Below are 16,295 nucleotides of genomic sequence, written 5' to 3' on the forward strand. Positions count from 1 at the left end.
CGTCCGCGTCGTCAGCAGACGATGTGGCCGTGGTTCATGATGTCGTCGTCCGGTGTGTCACGGGTGACGAGCGACTTCAGGGCGCCGGCAGCCAGCGCGAGCTTGCCCTTCGCCGGCTCCCAGAACTCGACCACCTTCGGGGTCACCTTAAGGAGCGTGATCCCCGGGGTCTCCAGTCCGTCTGCGAACCAGATCTCGAGCGACGTGGAGTAGAGCTCCTCCATCTTGGTCCGGTCGCGGACGACCTCGGCTGTGCCGGCGACGGATACGTACCGCATGCCCTTGGCATCGCAGTAGGCCAGGCCCACGTCGTGGTGTCGCTGAGCCTCCTCTACCTTCTCGGTGTCCTCGGCTGTGAAGAACCAGATGTTGCCCGCATCATCCATCTGTCGGGTCGACATCGGGCGGCTCACGAGGTTGCCGTCGTCGTCCGTGGTGGTGAGCATCGCGATGTCGATGTCTTCCACAAGGTCTGCGACGCGGGCGAGGGCTTCGGTTCCTGTGATCTCGGTCATGTCGTCAGAGTGCCGTGCGGGGGCAGCGCGAGGCACGGGCATTGACACCGCGGCCGTGCAGTGCTCTCGCCCGTGCCTCTGACGTCCACACCATGCCCGGCGTTGCGGACCGCGCTCTCCGCGACGCGTGCCACGCTGGTGTCATGATCGACGAACCACTGCCCGAAGCCCTCAGCTCCGAGATCAACGCCGTCCTCGACGAGGCCGGGGTGCACACCGACCGACGGCTGGTGATGCGGATGCTGCGCACGGCGATCCTGCTCGGCGAGGACGGCGCCGACCGCCTCGATCTGAAGATCGCCTCGGCGGCACTGGCCGAGATGCGCGACGCCTTCCGCCTGTTCGCCCCGTTCCGCGGAGTGCCCAAGGTGACGGTCTTCGGATCCGCCCGCACCAGGCAGGACGATCCCCTGTACCTCACCGCGCGCGACGTTGCCGCGGCGCTGGCTGGCGATGGCTGGATGGTCGTCACGGGCGCAGGCCCCGGGATCATGCAAGCTGCCTCCGAAGGCGCCGGTCCCGCACTCTCGCTCGGCGTGTCGATCCGGCTGCCGTTCGAGGAGAAGGCGCAGGGCCTCCTCACCGACAACGATCAGGTCGTCGCGATGAAGTACTTCTTCACTCGCAAGCTGATGCTCATCAAGGAATCGCTCGGCTTCATCTGCCTTCCCGGAGGATTCGGCACCCTGGACGAGATGTTCGAGCTGCTCACCCTGCAGCAGACCGGCAAGGCGGAGCCGACGCCGATCGTGCTCCTGGACCAGCCGGGTGGGACGTTCTGGCAGGGTCTTCGCAGCTTCATCGACGACCACCTCGCACCGACCGGAGTCATCTCGGAAGGCGACTTCGATCGGGTGGTGATCACCGATTCCGTGGAGGCGGCTCGGGCGGAGATCACCGGGTTCTGGCACAACTACGACTCACTGCGCTGGGTCGGCGACGCGCTCGTGCTCCGTCTGCGCGCCGAGCCGACGGATGAAGAGCTCGACGCGCTGAACGAACAGTTCGCCCCGATGCTCTCCTCCGGACGGATCGAGCGGACCGCGCCACGGCAACCCGAGATCGTCGACGACGACCAGCTGGAGCTGCCGCGGCTGATCCTCCATCTCGATCAGCGTCAGGTCGGGAATCTGTTCCGACTGATCGGCGCGATCAACGCGCTTCCTTCTGCTCCCGCTCGATGATGCGGGCCGCGAACCCGTCGAGGTCGACTGTCCGGCCCAGCACCCGTTCCGCGGCTCGGCGCCCCGAGTAGTAGGCGGCCCCGACGGTCGCCGGTTCGTCACCCCAGGTGGCCTCGCCCGCGAGGTGCAGGACTCCGTCGACGGGGCCGGCCAGGTCGTCGTGGTCGTGGTGCGTGGACCCGAGGGCGAGGTACGAGTATGAGCCGTTCGAGAACTCGTCGTCGCCCCAGTGCGTGACCCAGTGCGCCCGGGGCTCGCCGACCGCGTCTCCGTAGAGCACGCGGAGAGCGCGCACGGCATCGGCGACCACGTTCTCGTCGGGGAGCTCCTGCATGCGCCGTCCGAACGGTCCGGCGGCGAAGGTCAGCAGGGTGGGCAGGCCGCTGACGGCGGAGACGTCGTACCAGGAATGCCAGTGTTCGCCGGCCTCGCCGAGCGCTCGCAGCACATAGCTGTCCTCGTTCCAGAACCTCTGATCGAACTGGATGAAGACCTTGTTGAACACTCCCATCCCGAGTCGTGCGACTGGACCGGCCACGGCCTCCGGCAGCGCCGGCTCGAACTCGATCGACCCTGCCTTGAGCGCGCCCAACGGAACCGTCACGACGACCTGATCCGCCGTGAATGCCGTGTCGCCGGCATGGACGGTCACCCCTCCGGTGGAGCGGACGATCTTCGTCGCCGTCGTCTCGAAGCGGATGTCGAGGCCCGCGCCGATGCGTCGAGGAACCTCGTCGTATCCGTGCGGGAAGATCACCTCATCGCCGTCTATCGCGTCCTCGTCGAGGCCGTGAGCGTCGAGGTCTCCGATCCAGGCGCCGCACTGCTCCTCGACCCGGTGGCGGAAGAACTCGCGGATGTCGTCGATGCGGTCAGGGGAGAGGCCGGAACGATCGAGCGCGCGCTCCGTCACATCCAGATATGTGTCGCCGGGGGAGGAGGCGGCGATCTCGTCGACGAGAAGGCGATCGACCGCGTCGACGTCGTCGATCCATCGAGCGGTGGCATCGGAGCCCATGGGTCTTCCGTCTCCGTCGAAGTTCTCGATGGGCCGCCCGCCGACCTGGAAACTGCCCACCGTGTACTCGATGGTCGGAATCCGAAGCGCCTGGACGAGATCCCACAGCGGCGAACCGTCGATCCCATGGATCCACGAGGCGCCGCGATCCACGGGAAACTTCGCTTCCCGGTCGGTGTGCATCCGGCCACCGATGCGATCGCGTCCTTCGAGGACCACGACCCGACGCCCGGCATCGGCGAGCATCCGGGCGGCGGTGACACCCGACATCCCCGCACCGATCACGATGGTGTCGAACGATCCCATCTGTCCTCCTCGACTTCCGGCGCGGAAAACTGCTGCCGTCGTGGCAGGGGCCGGTCGGCACAGGGTATCGTGGTACGGATGTCGCGCGTGCGAACAGGCGCGACGAGAGCTGAATAGAGAGGCCGTCATGGACATCGAACTGAGTCTTCTGCGAGGGATCGAGAAGGAGAAGGCGATCCCCTTCGACGAACTCGTCGCGATCATCGAGCAGGCGATCCTGACCGCTTACTCCAAGCACGTCTCCGACGACGGTGTGACGCCCGAAGGCGTCCGCGTGCACCTGGACCGCAAGACCGGGCACGTCGCGATCCTGCAGGTCGTCCGCGACGAGGAAGACGCCATCATCGGCGAAGAGGATGCGACCCCCGACGACTTCGGTCGCATCGCGGCCTTCGCCGCCAAGCAGGTCATCAGCCAGCGTCTGCGTGACATCGCGGACGACGTGGTGCTCGGAGACTTCAAGGACAAAGAGGGCGACATCGTCGCCGGCGTGATCCAGCAGGGTCCGAACCCGCGCATGATCCACGTCGACCTCGGTGCCGTCGAGGCGATCCTGCCCCCCGAGGAGCAGGTGCCCGGCGAGGAGTACACCCACGGATCACGCCTGCGCGTGTACGTCACCAGCGTCGCCAAGGGTCTCAAGGGACCGCAGATCACGGTGTCCCGCACCCACCCGGGGCTCGTCCGCAAGCTCTTCGCGCTCGAGGTGCCGGAGATCGCCGCCGGTCTCGTCGAGATCGTGGCCCTGGCTCGCGAGGCCGGGCACCGCACGAAGATCGCGGTCAAGGCGAACGACCCGTCGATCAACGCGAAGGGCGCCTGCATCGGCGAGCTCGGACGCCGCGTGCGCGCCGTGACGGAGGAGCTCGCGGGGGAGAAGATCGACATCGTCGACTACGACGCCGATCTGCCCACGTTCGTGGCGCACGCTCTCTCGCCGGCGAAGGTCACGAGCGCCTTCGTGCTCGACGCGAGCACCAAAGCCGTCCGCGCGCTGGTGCCCGACTACCAACTGTCACTCGCGATCGGCAAGGAGGGTCAGAACGCGCGTCTGGCCGCCAAGCTCACGGGTGCGAAGATCGACATTCAGCCGGACAGCGTCCTCGACTGACCGGCTTCGGCCTTCCGCCTCGCCCGGCGTGCGGGCGAGGCGGGGTGAAACGCAGGTGTAAGATGGAACCCGTACGAACGTGCGTCGGTTGTCGCACGCGTGCTCCCCGCACCGCCCTGCTCAGGGTGGTGGCCCAGAACGACACCCTCATCCCCGATGACCGTGCTGTCCTGCCGGGGCGCGGCGCGTGGGTCCATCCGACTCGGGAATGCATGGATGCCGCTCTGCGGCGCCGCGCATTCGGACGAGCACTGCGCGTGTCCACTGAGCTGGACACGCGGACCTTCGAACAGCACCCACCAAGAAACAAAGGCTGAACAGCTATGGAAACAAAGTGAACGGCTCGAAATGAGACCCGTCCGCGACTAGTGGTCTGCCCTGTCTGGGTGGACCGACTCAGACAGGAGAATTGTGGCTGGTAAACCACGCGTACATGAGATCGCCGCCGAACTCGGCGTCGACAGCAAGGTCGCTCTTGCAAAGCTCAAAGAACTCGGCGAGTTCGTGAAGAGCCCCTCTTCGACCGTCGAACCGCCGGTGGCGCGCAAGCTGCGCGCGGCGATCGAGGCCGACGGGTCGCTCAAGGGTGCGGCTGAAGCTGCTCCCGCGTCCAAGCCGGCTGCCGCCAAGTCGGCAGCGAAGCCGGGCGCCAAGCCCGGACCCACCCCGGGCCCGAAGCCCGGTCCCAAGCCTGCCCCGGAGGCTCCGGCCCCCGAGGCGCCCGCGCCCGCTGCACCGGCGCCTGCCCCCGTGGCAGAGGCACCTGCAGCAGCGGCAGCGGACGCACCCAAGCCTGCAGAGGGCGGTGCACCGACTCCTGGCGCTCCGCGTCCCGGCAACAACCCGTTCTCCTCCGCGCAGGGGATGGGGCAGCGCCCGGCCGGACCCCGCCCGGGTAACAACCCCTTCGCATCCGCCCAGGGCATGGGTCAGCGCCCGACGCCGGGCAACATCCCGCGTCCGCAGGCTCCGCGCCCCGGTGCACCCCGTCCGGGTGCTCCGCGTCCCGGTTCGCCTCGTCCCGGTGCGCCCCGTAGCGGTGGTGGCGGTCGTCCCGGCGCTCCGTTCCAGCAGCGTCCCGGCGGCCCCGGTCGTCCCGGCGGTGCCGGTGGACCCGGCGGTGCCGGTGGTCCTGGTGCACGTCCCGGCGGTGGCGGCGGTTTCGCCGGTCGTCCCGGTGGCGGTGGCGGTCGTGGCCGTGGTCCCGGCGGTGGTACCGCAGGTGCCTTCGGCAAGGGTGGCGGCAAGAGCAAGCAGCGCAAGTCGCGGCGGGCGAAGCGGCAAGAGTTCGAGATGCGGAGTGCTCCGGTCGTCGGTGGCGTCAACGTCACCCGCGGCAACGGAGAGGTCATCCGCATGCGCCGCGGCGCATCCATCGCGGACTTCGCCGACAAGATCGAGACGCTGACCGGCTACACGGTCCAGCCCGGAACCCTCGTCACCATCCTCTTCAACCTGGGCGAGATGGCCACGGCCACCGAGTCCCTCGATGAGGCGACGTTCGAGGTCCTGGGCGCCGAGCTCGGCTACAAGATCCAGATGGTCTCGCCCGAGGACGAGGACAAGGAGCTCCTCGAGGGCTTCGGTCTCGACCTCGAGGCCGAGCTGGAGGCGGAGAGCGAAGACGACCTCGAGATCCGTCCTCCGGTCGTGACCGTCATGGGTCACGTCGACCACGGTAAGACGCGACTTCTCGACGCTATCCGTCAGACGAACGTCATCGAGGGTGAAGCCGGTGGCATCACCCAGCACATCGGTGCGTACCAGGTCTGGACCGAGCACGAGGGCATCGAGCGGGCCATCACGTTCATCGACACCCCGGGTCACGAGGCGTTCACCGCCATGCGTGCCCGTGGTGCGCAGGTCACCGACCTCGCGATCCTCGTGGTCGCAGCCGACGACGGCATCATGCCGCAGACGGTCGAGGCGCTGAACCACGCTCAGGCGGCGAACGTGCCGATCGTGGTCGCGGTGAACAAGGTGGACAAGCCCGACGCGAACCCGTCGAAGGTGCGTCAGCAGCTCACCGAGTACGGTCTGGTCGCCGAGGAGTTCGGTGGCGACGTCATGTTCGTCGACGTCTCCGCTCGCGCCAACACGGGTATCCAGGAGCTCCTGGACGCCGTGCTGCTCACGGCCGACGCAGGTCTCGATCTGACCGCCAACCCGAACAAGGGTGCCCGCGGTGTCGCGATCGAGGCGAAGCTCGACAAGGGTCGCGGTTCTGTCGCCACCGTGCTGATCCAGTCCGGAACGCTCCGGATCGGTGACGCCATCGTCGCCGGAACGGCCTACGGTCGCGTGCGTGCCATGGCCGACGAGAACGGCGAGCAGGTCCTCGAGGCCTACCCGTCGCGTCCGGTGCAGGTGCAGGGTCTGAACTCCGTGCCGCGTGCCGGTGACGTCTTCATCGTCACCGAGGAAGACCGCATGGCCCGTCAGATCGCGGAGAAGCGTGAAGCAGTCGAGCGCAACGCCCAGCTGGCCAAGGCCCGCAAGCGCATCTCGCTCGAAGACTTCACCCGTGCTCTCGAAGACGGCAAGGTCGAGTCGCTCAACCTCATCATCAAGGGTGACGTCTCCGGTGCCGTCGAGGCGCTGGAGGAGTCGCTCCTCAAGATCGAGGTCGATGACTCGGTGCAGCTGCGCATCATCCACCGCGGCGTCGGTGCGATCACCGAGTCCGACGTGAACCTGGCGACGATCGACAACGCGATCATCGTGGGCTTCAACGTCCGCCCCGACACGAAGGCGCGCGAGCGCGCCGCCCGTGAAGGCGTGGACATCCGTTTCTACTCCGTCATCTACAACGCGATCGACGAGATCGAGAGCTCGCTCAAGGGCATGCTCAAGCCGGAGTACGAAGAGGTCCAGTCGGGTGTCGCCGAGATCCGCGAGGTGTTCCGCTCCTCGAAGTTCGGCAACATCGCCGGTGTCATCGTGCGATCGGGAACGATCACGCGAAACGCCAAGGCTCGTGTCATCCGCGACGGCGTCGTGCTGGCCGATGGTCTCGCCATCGAGTCGCTGCGTCGCTTCAAGGATGACGTCACCGAGGTCCGTACCGACTACGAGGCCGGTATCGGTCTCGGAAAGTACAACGACATCCAGATCGGCGACGAGATCGAGACGACCGAGCTCATCGAGAAGCCTCGCGGCTGATCAATTTCGAAACACCTTCGGGCGTCCTTCGCTCCCGCTCCTCCGGAGCGCGGAGAGGAGGACGCCCTGAGGGTTCCTGGACAGGGAGAGAACAATGGCAGGCGAACGACAGGCCCGACTCGCGGATCGTATCCGCGTGATCCTCGCCGAGCGGCTGGAGAAGGGGCTGCGCGATCCGCGCCTCGGCTTCGTCACCATCACCGACGTCCGTGTGACCGGTGACCTTCAGCACGCATCGGTGTTCTACACGGTGCTGGGCACGGAAGAAGAGCGCATCTCCAGCGGTGCCGCGCTCACTTCGGCGACCGGCATGCTGCGCAGCGAGGTCGGGCGGCAGCTGAGCACCCGTCTCGTGCCCACGCTCGAGTTCATCCCGGATGCCCTCCCGGAGAACGCGGACCACATCGGTGCGCTGCTCCGCGAGGCGCAGCAGCGCGATGCCGACGTCGCGAAACTCGCGTCCTCCGCATCCCACGCCGGCGACACCGATCCGTACCGCACGGAGGACGACCCGGAGTGATCGCCGTTTGATACGCTCGGCTTCGCGGGAACGCTTCCGCGAACCTGGGGGAACGGCATCGAGGGTACGGGTACACAGGGGGCTCTCTTTGTCGCGCCCGCCGCGTTGGGCGTGTTGCTGGACGAGCTCCTGGAGCTCGACCTCGGCTGTGTGCCGCACGTGCTCGCCCGTCTCGCTGCCGAGCTGGACGCGGATTCTCTGACGATCCGCGAAGTCGCCGAGCGCCTGTCAGCGGACCAACGCCACGGTCGGCGCCCGCTACCCAGCCCGCTCCCGCTCGTGCCCTCGATCGTGCGGAGATTCGAGGCCACGCAGTTCGATGACAGGGATCGCGAGCTGCTGACGGCGCTCTCCGTCTGCCTGGACGGTGGACTCGACGCCCTCCTCGAGTTCGACGGCAGGTCGGCGGCCGCGATTGCCGCAGCTCCGGTGGGGGAGCACATCCGGGTGCATGCCGGCCACTCGCGCTTCGCAGATCCCCGTCTCTCCATCTGGATCAGAGCCACCACCGGCACCGCAGCCATCGCCGGTGTCCACGAGCGGCTGAGCGCGATCTTCCGCCGTCGCGGTGACCGGGTGAGCGAGGGTTGGCACCGCGCTCGCGCGTCCCTCGAGGCGGCTCCCGAGACCGCGGTCGAGCTGACGGTCATCGCGCGACAGCTCAGTGAGGCCGGCCACCCGGAACGGGCGCTGCTGCTCGCGAGAGAGGCGGCGGAACATGCTGTCGGCGGAGCCCGCGAAGAAGCGCATCTCGTGGCGGGCGCTTCGGCCGTCGGCGCCGGCTTCGCTGCGGAAGCGGTCGCGTGGTTCGGCGGTCTGTACCCGCACGCGGCGGAGCGTCGGCGGCTCCAGGCCCTCGGCGGTCTGTTCGTCGCGCAGGCATTCGAGCAGGGCTCGGTGCCGGAGGTCGACCCGCGAGTGCTGCGCCCGTGCACGGACGACTCCGACGACTGGTGCCACTGGACGAGGGCGGCTGCTCTGGCTGCGGTGTTGTGCGCGGAACGGGGCGATCGGCGCGGGATGCGTGTCTGGCTCGACGCCGTCCGGGAAGGCGCCACGCGGATCGGTGCCGAGCACGAACTCAGGGACCCCGTCGTCGCGCTGAGCTGGCTGATCGCGGGTGAACGCGACATCGGCGCGACCGTAGGCTCCGGGCCGGTGACGGGAGGAATGCTGCGCGCGCTGCAGGCCGCGATGGGCGGGGACGTCGATCTGGGGCTGCGCATGCTGGCGAGCGACGGATCGGGGATGCCCGCCGACGCGGATCCGTTCGTTCCGGGATTCGAGCACAGCCCCGTCGTCCAGGCGTATCGCGCGGTCATCGAGGTTCTGCTGCTGGTGTGGCGTGGCGACATCGGCCTCGCGCGCGACCGGTTGATCCAGGCCGCACTCGTGCTGCCGGTGTCGTTGCCACTCGCCGGGTTGGGCGTGGTGCTGGCCAGACGTCTCGACCTCGCCGTGCTCGGTGAACTCGGACCGTACGCCCGATCGCTCACCGAAGGGCTGTCGGCGGGCGCGAGGATCGACCGTCTCGTCGACCGCGGCATCCAGTCGTTTCTCGCCGGTTCATTCGACGACGCTGCAGCCACCATCCGTCTCTGGGCCGACCTCGGATCGGCGCGGACCACCATGACGGTTCCCGCGCTCGACGAGCTGGCGCTCGATCCGGACGGACGCTCGACACCCGCGCCATCCATCGAGCCGCCGGAGATCGCTCTCGCGCAGAGTCTGCGCGTCCGGCTGGCGACGGCTGGGGATGGTCGCTGGCGTTCCGAGTGCGTCGAAGTGCGCGAGGAGGCGCGGACGCTCCGCTCCCCGTTCGCGCGGGCGAGGGTGGAGACGATGCTCGGCACCCAGTACGCCATCCGCGACGATCATCCCTCGGCTCGTATCCACCTGGAGCACGCCGAGAGGTTGTTCGAGCTGTGCGGTGCGACGGCATGGGCGCGCACGATCCGCGGACGGCTGGACAGGCTCGATGCCAAGGAGGGGAGCATCGTTCCCACCGTCGATCCGCTGGCGGCGTGTCGAGCCGCATGGTCGCTGCAGCTGACCGCGCGCGAGCTGGAGGTCGCGATGTACGCCGTCGGCGGGGCGGCGAACCGTGACATCGCCGAGATGCTCAATTTCTCGGTCCGTACGGTGGAGGTCCACCTCGGCCGGGTCTTCGCGAAACTCGATGTCCGCAGTCGGGTCGAGCTGACGGTGCTGGCACATCGCACCGACCATCACCTCTGAGCTCGTCAGCGCGGCAGCGAGAGGGCCATCCCGTCGGCTTCGGCGAGACCGTCGGCGATGAGCGAGTCGATCGCCCGGTCGCGCTGACGGGGATCCGGCCACTCCGGGAGCACGAGGTCGAGCGGCACCGCCTCCGGGGAGCGATCGCGCAGCAGCCGCAGCACGGCACCGCGTGCCTGTCGATCCGAGCCTTCGTAGGCGGCCTGGCGACGGCGTTCATCCCCGGTGTCCGGCCTGCCGGCTGCCAGCCATGCGCAGCTGCCGGAGAGCGGACAAAGCTCGCATCGCGGCGCTCGCGACGTGCATACGGTCGCGCCGAGCTCCATCATGGCGGCGTTGAACTCCGCGGCGTCGGCCAGCGAGTCCGGCAGGAGGGAGCCCATCAGATCCAGGTCCCTCCGTGAGGGCGGTGCCGGCTGGGCTTGCCCCTGAAAAGCCCTGGCCAGCACGCGCCGAGTGTTCGTGTCGACGACGGGGTGCCGGTCGCCGTATGCGAAGACCGCGACGGCGCGGGCCGTGTAGTCACCGATGCCGGACAGGGCGAGCAGGGCCTCGACGTCGCGCGGCACGATCCCGCCGTGCCGCTCGGTGATCTCGACAGCCGCCCGGAACAACCAGAGCGCGCGACGCGGGTATCCGAGATTGGCCCACTGGTGCACGACTTCCGCGGCCGAGGCAGAGGCCATCGCCGCGGGTGTGGGCCAGCGCGCGAGCCACGCCTCGAGGTGCGGGACGACCCGGGCGACCGGAGTCTGCTGAAGCATGAATTCGCTGACCAGGACGCCCCACGCGCCGAACTCGTCATGGAACTCCGCTCGGCGCCACGGCAGGTCTCGAGCGGTCGATCGATACCACGTCGGCAGGCGCGATACGACATCGGAAGGGGCCTGCGGTCCGGGCATCCCTCCAGCGTACGTGAGCAGTGACCCGTGGTCGGTCCGGCGATTCACGGTGCGGCACCGGGGGCTGCCTCGGACCGGGGGCGCGCGCGTCGTCGGTAGGCTGAGGGGATGGTCTCGCCCGGCATCCTTCTCGTCGACAAGCCCGCTGGGCTGACCAGCCACGACGTGGTCGCCCGCACGCGGCGCGCGTTCGGGACGCGGAAGGTCGGCCATGCGGGGACACTCGATCCGATGGCGACCGGACTCCTCGTCATCGGCATCGAAGGTGCCACCCGACTGCTCACCTACATCGTCGGCGCGGACAAGACCTATGAGGCGACGATCCGTCTCGGACAGACCACCGGGACCGACGACGCCGAGGGCGAGATCCTGACGACCGCCGAACCCGAGGCGTGGAGCGCGGTCACGGATGCCGCGGTCGACGAGGGCATCCTGGCGTTGACCGGCGAGATCTCGCAGGTTCCCAGCTCGGTGTCCGCGATCAAGGTCGACGGACGGCGTGCATACGATCGCGTCCGTGCCGGCGAAGAGGTCGTGCTCGCCGCGCGGGACGTCGTCGTGTCTCGCTTCGACGTGTCGGCACGGCGTCAGCAAGACGGTTTCCTCGATCTCGATGTGATCGTCGACTGCTCTTCCGGCACGTACATCCGGTCGCTCGCCCGTGACCTCGGCGCCGCACTCGGTGTCGGCGGACACCTCACCGCGCTGCGGCGCACGCGGGTCGGGCCGTTCGAAGTGACGGATGCCGTCGGTCTCGATGCGCTCGACGGTGCGCCGACGCTGGCTCCAGGCGACGCGGCGGGGCGCATCCTTCCGGTGCTGGAGATGTCGGCGGAAGAAGCACGGGATCTCCGACACGGCAAGCGACTGGGAGGGCAGGCCGCCCGCCTCGCAGACGCTCTCGGCGCCGCGATCGACCCGGATGGCGTTCTGGTGGGCATCGTCGAGAAGCGGGGCGCAGATCTGAAGAGCGCCATGAACATGCCGGAGGTCGTCCGATGATCCTGTGGCTCACGATCGCGCAGATCGCAGTCGCCGTCGCTGCCGGGGTCTTCTGCATCGTCGCCGGACTGAGTGGTCGGCGACCGAGCGACATCAGCGTCGGGGCGCTCGCACTCGTGGAGGTGCTGCTCGTCGTCCAGGTGATCGTCGCGATCGTCGCGCCGCTCGCCGGAAACCCGCCGACGGGGGACTTGCTCGAGTACTGGGTCTACCTGGTGTCGGCGGTGCTCCTGCCCATCGGAGCCGTGCTGTGGGCGCTCATGGAGCGCAGCCGGTGGAGCACGGTGATCCTGGGTGTGGCCGCGCTCGCGATCGCGATCATGCTGTGGCGCATGCAGGTCATCTGGACCGTCCAGATCGCGTGACGCGAGGGGTCGTGGCGGAGTCCGGTGCCCTCCCGCGGCTCTAGGATGGAATGCGCTATGAGCTCCACCGCCCCCTCCACTCGGATGACCGGAATCGGTCGCGTCCTCGTGATCGTCTACGCCGTCATGGCGCTGGCCGCCACCGGGCGCAGCTTCGTGCAGATCGTCCGCCGATTCGACGAGGCACCGCTGGCGTACTCCCTCTCCGCACTCGCTGCGGTCGTCTACATCCTCGCGACACTCGCGCTCGTCCTGGCCCGTCGTCGCGGGTGGTACACCGTCGCCTGGGTCGCGATCGTCTTCGAACTGACAGGCGTTCTCGTCGTCGGGCTGCTGAGCATCCTGATGCCGGCGCTGTTCCAGCACGAGACGGTGTGGTCGCTGTTCGGGCGCGGTTACCTGTTCATCCCGCTGGTCCTCCCGGTGTTCGGAATCTGGTGGCTGCGCACGCACCGCCCCGCGGACGCCGCGATTCCGGCCGAGGTGCACGCGTGATCGTCTTCCGCAGCCCGGAGGAGGTTCCCGGCGGATTCGGTCCGAGCGCCGTCGCCATCGGCAAGTTCGATGGTGTCCACGCGGGTCATCGTGCGGTCATCGAACGGCTGAAGGAAGCCGCCGCCGCCACCGGGAGCCGCGCGGTCGCCGTGACCTTCGACCGCAATCCGCTGGCAGTCATCCGGCCGGATCGCTGTCCCGAGAACGTCGTCACGGTCGAGCGCAAGCTCGAACTGCTGGGCGGCCTCGGGCTCGACGCGACACTCGTGCTCACGTTCGACGAGGAGATGGCCGCCCGCAGCGCGGAGGACTTCGTCGTCGACATCCTCGTCGGTGCGCTGCAGGTGTCGACCGTCCTGGTCGGTCAGGACTTCCGCTTCGGGCACCGAGGCGCGGGCACGCCCGAGCTGCTACGCGAACTCGGCCCTCGCTACGGCTTCTCCGTCGAGGTCGTCGACGATGTGTATCTTCCCGGTTCCCCTCGCCGCGTCTCGTCCAGCTGGATCCGAGAGCTGCTGATGGAGGGGGACGTCGCTTCGGCCGCCACGGTGCTCGGGCGCTATCCCGACGTCCGCGGCGAGGTCGTCCACGGCCTCAAGCGCGGGCGGGAGCTGGGGTTCCCCACGGCCAACCTCTCGACCATCGTCGACGCCTTCGTCCCTGCCGACGGGGTGTACGCCGGGTGGCTCGTCGACCACGACACCGGCATCCGTCATCCGTCCGCGATCTCGGTGGGCACGAATCCGACCTTCGACGACGTGCTCGTACGTCAGGTCGAGGCGCACGTGCTGGGGGAGACCGGGCTCGATCTGTACGGCCACGATGTCACGGTCGAGTTCGTGGCGAGGCTGCGGGGCATGGTCGCCTTCGAAGGCATCGAGAAGCTGATGGAGCAGATGGGTGCAGACGTCACGGACGCTGCTCGGGCTCTCGGCATCACATCCGCATAATCGCCCTGCCACGGTACTTCCCGGTCGTCGTCCGACGACTCGGCGTGGGCGATCTGCAGGACAACCGTCCGATGACATAGAATGGAGTCGGCTCCCGCCGATTCTCACGCTTCTCGCGTGCTTCGACGGGAAGACGACCCACTGTTCGTACGGTCCTGGCTCACGCCACACGCGGACAACGAGAACGGTTCAGGGCTTCATGGGGAAGCCGGAGCCTTCACGCTCAGGAGGAGCATGCCGACTACGGCAACCGCCGCCACGCGGCGCAAGAAGACGTCCCGTCGCGACGATGAGGCACCCCTCATCCCGATCCTGGCGCGCAAGGTGCGCGAGATCGAGGCGAAGTCGCAGCGCGGGAAGCTCGGCCCGACGAACCGGGTGAAGTTCCAGGTGATCGCGTTCCTGGTGCGCGAGGAGCGCGCCAGAGTGAAGGCGGACGCCGAGATCGGTGACCCGGCACGCGCTGAGCTGCTGAAGCGCCTCGACGGTGTGGCCACCATCCTCGCCAAGACTGCCGCGCGCGACACGTCGCTCATCCAGCTGCTCGAGGCCGACCAGGCGACGTCGCCGGTCGCCAAGCGCATGCGACGCGACTGGCTTCTCGAGTCGGGAGCGGAGCTCGCTCCCGAAGAGCTGATCATCGCCGATGCCGCACCCGTTCAGATCTCCACGGTTCCCGCGGCGATCGCCGAGCGACAGGTCACGCCTCCTTCGGTCGAGTCGCGGCAGCTGGCGAACCCGTTCCTCGCTCCGGATCTCACGCCGCGCCCGGCTGCGACCCCGCGCCGCCGCCTCGACGGCTGGGAGCTCATGGGCCCGCTGTACAAGGCGTTCGAGACCGGAGCCGGCGGATCCGCTGCGTCGATGGATCTGCCGCCGGCGCCGGAGTACGACCACATCTCGCCCAAGGGCCTCGAGGTCATGGTGCATCAGTCGCGGTTCCTGGAGGCGGTGAAGGCGGGTCACCGCAGCTTCCTCCTGGCAGACGAGCCCGGCCTCGGCAAGACGGCGCAGTCGGTGCTGGCCGCCTCGGTGGCCGGTGCGTACCCGCTGCTCGTCGTCGTGCCCAACGTCGTGAAGATGAACTGGGCGCGCGAGGTCGAGCGGTGGACGCCGCAGCGCCGCGCCACGGTCATCCAGGGCGACGGCACCGACATCGACGCGTTCGCCGACGTGTTCATCGTGAACTACGAGATCCTCGATCGGCACATGTCGTGGCTGGCCTCGATCGGTCTGCGCGGAATGGTCGTCGACGAGGCGCACTTCATCAAGAACCTCTCATCGCAGCGCTCCCAGAACGTCCTCTCGCTGGCTGCTCAGGTGCGTGAGCGCACGCCGGGGCATGATCCCCTTATGCTCGCCCTCACGGGCACGCCGCTGATCAACGACGTCGAGGACTTCGACGCGATCTGGCGCTTCCTGGGGTGGACCACGGGCGAGAAGCCCGGCCCCGAGCTGATGGAGAAGCTCGACGCCACGGGGTTCACCCCGGCCGACAAGGCGTTCTACCCCGAGGCACGCGACGCCGTCATCTCGATGGGCATCGTCCGACGCAAGAAGAAGGACGTCGCCGCCGATCTGCCGGACAAGCTGATCGCCGACCTGCCCGTGCAGCTCGACGACGAGTTCGGACGGAGCATCCGCCAGGCCGAGCGCGAACTCGGCGAGCGGCTCGCGGCTCGGTACCGTCGCATCATCGAGGCCCGCGGAGACCGTGGACTGGCGCCCGGGGAGATCGACGAGGACATCGTCCGCCTCGTCGCCCAGAACGAGCTCGAGGAGTCGAAGGCTGCGGGCACCGGAGGAGACAACGTCTTCACGATGGTCCGCCGAATCGGCCAGGCCAAGGCGCAGCTCGCGGCGGACTATGCAGCGCAGCTGCAGCGGTCTGTCGGCAAGGTCGTCTTCTTCGCGAAGCACATCGACGTGATGGACCGTGCGGAGGCGCACTTCGCCGCCGTGGGCATCCGGTCGGTGTCGATCCGCGGCGACCAGACCTCGACGACTCGTCAGCAGGCGATCGACGACTTCAACAGCGACCCTTCCGTGGGGATCGCGGTCTGCTCGCTCACCGCGGCCGGCGTCGGTCTGAACCTGCAGGCGGCGTCGAACGTCGTCCTCGCAGAGCTGTCCTGGACGGCGGCCGAACAGACTCAGGCGATCGACCGCGTGCACCGCATCGGTCAGGACGAGCCGGTCACGGCGTGGCGGATCATCGCCGCGCACACGATCGACACCAAGATCGCTGAGCTGATCGACCAGAAGCAGGGCCTCGCGGCACGCGCGCTCGACGGTGAGGCCGTCGAGGAGTCGGCCGCAGAGCCGGTGCAGCTGGCGGCGTTGATGCACCTGCTGCGTCAGGCTCTGGGCGCGGCATAGGCGCGAAGAACTCCGGTTCTTAACGTCGGTTTCGCCTCTTCGGCGTTCGGGATCAAGAAGTTCGTCGATATCGGCGGATCGCGGTGTCAAGATCGACGGTTTTCGTCGGCTTCGAATGGCGCCCGGGTACGTGGGGCGCTAGTGTCGA

The 16,295-nt window shown here is 68.3% G+C and carries 14 protein-coding genes; 11 read left to right on the forward strand and 3 right to left on the reverse strand.

The annotated features are described in order from the left end of the window. Window positions 1-11 precede the first annotated feature (11 nt). The gene (locus tag GZ67_RS0108215; RefSeq protein WP_029263672.1) at window positions 12-515 is read right to left on the reverse strand and encodes a pyridoxamine 5'-phosphate oxidase family protein; all 504 of its coding nucleotides are present in this window, start codon (window positions 513-515) and stop codon (window positions 12-14) included. 143 nt (window positions 516-658) lie between these two features. On the opposite strand from GZ67_RS0108215, the gene GZ67_RS0108220 reads away from it, so the two are divergent. Further along, window positions 659-1,699 carry a TIGR00730 family Rossman fold protein gene (locus tag GZ67_RS0108220; RefSeq protein ID WP_029263671.1) on the forward strand — a complete coding sequence of 347 codons (1,041 nt, stop codon included), beginning with the start codon at window positions 659-661 and terminating at the stop codon, window positions 1,697-1,699. Here the strand turns inward: GZ67_RS0108220 and GZ67_RS0108225 are convergent. After that, window positions 1,668-3,023: a flavin monoamine oxidase family protein gene (locus GZ67_RS0108225; protein ID WP_029263670.1), complete on the reverse strand. Its 1,356-nt coding sequence runs from the start codon at window positions 3,021-3,023 to the stop codon at window positions 1,668-1,670. The genes GZ67_RS0108220 and GZ67_RS0108225 overlap by 32 nt on opposite strands. Window positions 3,024-3,150: 127 nt before the next feature. On the opposite strand from GZ67_RS0108225, the gene nusA reads away from it, so the two are divergent. The 5 genes from nusA to GZ67_RS0108245 all read left to right on the forward strand — a co-directional run bounded on the left by nusA (window position 3,151) and on the right by GZ67_RS0108245 (window position 10,054). After that, entirely contained in the window at window positions 3,151-4,134 is a 984-nt protein-coding gene (nusA, locus tag GZ67_RS0108230; RefSeq protein ID WP_029263669.1) for a transcription termination factor NusA, read from the forward strand. Between the two features lie 62 nt (window positions 4,135-4,196). Then, window positions 4,197-4,451 carry a YlxR family protein gene (locus GZ67_RS20380; protein WP_081859939.1) on the forward strand — a complete coding sequence of 85 codons (255 nt, stop codon included), beginning with the start codon at window positions 4,197-4,199 and terminating at the stop codon, window positions 4,449-4,451. Window positions 4,452-4,545: 94 nt separating this feature from the next. Further along, window positions 4,546-7,296 (forward strand): translation initiation factor IF-2, encoded by a 2,751-nt coding sequence (gene infB, locus GZ67_RS0108235; protein WP_029263668.1) that lies wholly within the window; start codon window positions 4,546-4,548, stop codon window positions 7,294-7,296. 94 nt (window positions 7,297-7,390) lie between these two features. After that, a complete protein-coding gene (gene rbfA, locus GZ67_RS0108240) occupies window positions 7,391-7,816 on the forward strand; it encodes a 30S ribosome-binding factor RbfA (protein ID WP_029263667.1) in 426 nt (141 codons plus the stop codon). A gap of 114 nt (window positions 7,817-7,930) precedes the next feature. Continuing rightward, window positions 7,931-10,054: a response regulator transcription factor gene (locus tag GZ67_RS0108245; protein ID WP_136044145.1), complete on the forward strand. Its 2,124-nt coding sequence runs from the start codon at window positions 7,931-7,933 to the stop codon at window positions 10,052-10,054. Window positions 10,055-10,059: 5 nt separating this feature from the next. Here the strand turns inward: GZ67_RS0108245 and GZ67_RS0108250 are convergent, their stop codons facing one another. Beyond that, window positions 10,060-10,956, reverse strand: a complete 897-nt coding sequence (locus GZ67_RS0108250) for an A/G-specific adenine glycosylase (RefSeq protein WP_029263665.1) — start codon at window positions 10,954-10,956, stop codon at window positions 10,060-10,062. A gap of 108 nt (window positions 10,957-11,064) precedes the next feature. On the opposite strand from GZ67_RS0108250, the gene truB reads away from it, so the two are divergent. From truB to GZ67_RS0108275, 5 genes are all read left to right on the forward strand, one after another. Further along, entirely contained in the window at window positions 11,065-11,958 is an 894-nt protein-coding gene (truB, locus tag GZ67_RS0108255) for a tRNA pseudouridine(55) synthase TruB (protein ID WP_029263664.1), read from the forward strand. Beyond that, window positions 11,955-12,323, forward strand: a complete 369-nt coding sequence (locus GZ67_RS0108260) for a hypothetical protein (RefSeq protein ID WP_029263663.1) — start codon at window positions 11,955-11,957, stop codon at window positions 12,321-12,323. The genes truB and GZ67_RS0108260 overlap by 4 nt, the downstream gene beginning before the upstream one ends. A gap of 84 nt (window positions 12,324-12,407) precedes the next feature. Continuing rightward, window positions 12,408-12,818: a hypothetical protein gene (locus GZ67_RS0108265; RefSeq protein WP_197021077.1), complete on the forward strand. Its 411-nt coding sequence runs from the start codon at window positions 12,408-12,410 to the stop codon at window positions 12,816-12,818. Then, window positions 12,815-13,768, forward strand: coding sequence for a bifunctional riboflavin kinase/FAD synthetase (locus tag GZ67_RS0108270; RefSeq protein ID WP_029263661.1), 954 nt, complete (start codon window positions 12,815-12,817; stop codon window positions 13,766-13,768). Before GZ67_RS0108265 ends, GZ67_RS0108270 begins: the two co-directional genes overlap by 4 nt. A 234-nt stretch (window positions 13,769-14,002) precedes the next feature. After that, window positions 14,003-16,147: a DEAD/DEAH box helicase gene (locus tag GZ67_RS0108275; RefSeq protein ID WP_029263660.1), complete on the forward strand. Its 2,145-nt coding sequence runs from the start codon at window positions 14,003-14,005 to the stop codon at window positions 16,145-16,147. Window positions 16,148-16,295: the final 148 nt, after the last annotated feature.

It is taken from the genome of Microbacterium sp. Cr-K20 (assembly GCF_000708325.1).
Classification (GTDB): domain Bacteria; phylum Actinomycetota; class Actinomycetes; order Actinomycetales; family Microbacteriaceae; genus Microbacterium.

What these genes read in the sequence shown, in the direction of transcription:
- nusA (WP_029263669.1), top strand. Translation starts at nt 3,151, where the DNA reads ATGGACATCGAACTGAGTCTTCTGCGAGGGATCGAGAAGGAGAAGGCG.
- GZ67_RS0108265 (WP_197021077.1), top strand. Translation starts at nt 12,408, where the DNA reads ATGACCGGAATCGGTCGCGTCCTCGTGATCGTCTACGCCGTCATGGCG.
- GZ67_RS20380 (WP_081859939.1), top strand. Translation starts at nt 4,197, where the DNA reads ATGGAACCCGTACGAACGTGCGTCGGTTGTCGCACGCGTGCTCCCCGC.
- GZ67_RS0108250 (WP_029263665.1), bottom strand. Translation starts at nt 10,956, where the DNA reads ATGCCCGGACCGCAGGCCCCTTCCGATGTCGTATCGCGCCTGCCGACG.
- GZ67_RS0108215 (WP_029263672.1), bottom strand. Translation starts at nt 515, where the DNA reads ATGACCGAGATCACAGGAACCGAAGCCCTCGCCCGCGTCGCAGACCTT.
- truB (WP_029263664.1), top strand. Translation starts at nt 11,065, where the DNA reads ATGGTCTCGCCCGGCATCCTTCTCGTCGACAAGCCCGCTGGGCTGACC.
- GZ67_RS0108260 (WP_029263663.1), top strand. Translation starts at nt 11,955, where the DNA reads ATGATCCTGTGGCTCACGATCGCGCAGATCGCAGTCGCCGTCGCTGCC.
- GZ67_RS0108220 (WP_029263671.1), top strand. Translation starts at nt 659, where the DNA reads ATGATCGACGAACCACTGCCCGAAGCCCTCAGCTCCGAGATCAACGCC.
- rbfA (WP_029263667.1), top strand. Translation starts at nt 7,391, where the DNA reads ATGGCAGGCGAACGACAGGCCCGACTCGCGGATCGTATCCGCGTGATC.
- GZ67_RS0108275 (WP_029263660.1), top strand. Translation starts at nt 14,003, where the DNA reads ATGCCGACTACGGCAACCGCCGCCACGCGGCGCAAGAAGACGTCCCGT.
- GZ67_RS0108225 (WP_029263670.1), bottom strand. Translation starts at nt 3,023, where the DNA reads ATGGGATCGTTCGACACCATCGTGATCGGTGCGGGGATGTCGGGTGTC.